This is a genomic window from Acidisoma sp. S159, from assembly GCF_009766125.1.
Lineage (GTDB): Bacteria > Pseudomonadota > Alphaproteobacteria > Acetobacterales > Acetobacteraceae > Acidisoma.
On record NZ_LMUG01000080.1, the window covers coordinates 17,433 to 18,960 of the forward strand.

A 1,528-nucleotide genomic window follows, 5' to 3' on the forward strand; every position below is an offset into this window, starting at 1 on the left:
AGCGTCAGCCGCAAAGCCATCGAAGCCTTGGCCGAGGCTGATGCCTTCGCAAGCCTGGGCGCCAGCCGCCGGTCCGCCATGTGGGACGCCAAGGCGATTGAACGCGACGTGCCGCCGTTGTTGAGACTGGCTGACTACGCACTCGGGGAGCCAGGACTCATCAACGAGGCCGCCCCCGCCTTGCCAGCCGAGGCGGCAGGACAAGCAATCGTGCTCGACTACGCCGCTACAGGACTGACGCTGCGGCAGCATCCCCTCGCCTTGCTGCGGCCAGCGTTATTGAAACAGGGATATCACGACACGCGACACCTCAACTCGGCACGCGCGGGCAGTTCCATTCGCCTGCCCGGGATCGTGCTCATGCGGCAACGGCCCGGCACGGCGAAGGGCATCGTTTTTATAACGCTCGAGGATGAGTTCGGTGTCGCCAACCTGGTCGTCTATCCCAACATCGGCGGACGCGATCGGGCAGCGATGATCGGCGCGCGTCTTATGGTGGCTGAGGGCCGCATCGAGCGCGAGACCGAACACGCCGAGGTGCCGATCACGCACTTGATTTGTCGCAGGCTCATCGACCGGGGCGACCTGCTGCGCCAGTTGAGCATTTCCGCGAATGATCCGAGTTGGGCGGACGCCACGCTTGGACACGCTGATGAGGTGCGACGCCCGGACCCGGGTTCCGCTCGGGCAAAAGCAGGGCTCCCGGCCAGCCGTGATTTTCGGTAGGGCCGTTGTGCCGGCGTGCCGTGTCGATGCCCAAACATCACTCTGTGCATCGGACCTTTCTCCTGAAACTAGAGGTCCTAGAACGTCCAGTGTCACGCGATGCTGGTAAGCTCACAGATCCACGTCGCGCGGTATGACTGCAGTCTCCGCGCTCAGGGGCCTGATTGATAGATCATTGCCGATTAGGAAGCCGGCCATGCGGATCAGAGTCCTTTCAAGAACGGAGGTCGAATCAGGAGGCGCCGAGGGTGCAGACGCTGTCATTTCTATTCGAAGTTCGACGAACGCCACCACGCCGGACTTAGCAATCGCCCTCGCCCAGGCCACCAGAGGCGAGAGCGCCAGATTGCTGCGATTGAGCTTCGACGATATCGCGACTGCGAAGCTTGGCCATCGTATAGGGCCGACGATGCTGCAGATTACAGAGGCTATTGAATTCGGAAGGCGCGTTGCCGACGGCCGTCTTTTCTTTGATGGTCCCGTCGTCGGGTCACCCATGATCGCCGTACACTGCGAATATGGGAAAAGTCGTTCAGCCGCAATCGCCCTGGCATTGCTTGCCGATCACTTCGGGGACGGGCGAGAGCAAGATGCGGTAAACGCCCTGCTTCGAACCGACTTTGAGAACAGGATGCAGCCGAATCCGCTGGTCATCAGTCTCGCTGACGACTGCCTTTTCCGATATGGGCGCATTGATGCTGCCCTTGCAGCACTGTCCCCGCAGTACCTACACTGGCGAACGCTTTGGCGCGACATTAGAGCGGATCCTGATCGCCATCGGGAAAAGATACGGCGCTCCATG

1 protein-coding gene and 1 pseudogene are annotated in these 1,528 nt (G+C 61.3%); both read left to right on the forward strand.

What is annotated here, in order from left to right:
* Positions 1–726, forward strand: a pseudogene (locus GSQ92_RS26480) (error-prone DNA polymerase); the annotation flags it as partial.
* Between the two features lie 196 nt (positions 727–922).
* A partial coding sequence (locus tag GSQ92_RS26485) for a hypothetical protein (RefSeq protein ID WP_371418603.1) occupies positions 923–1,528 on the forward strand: 606 nt, incomplete at its 3' end.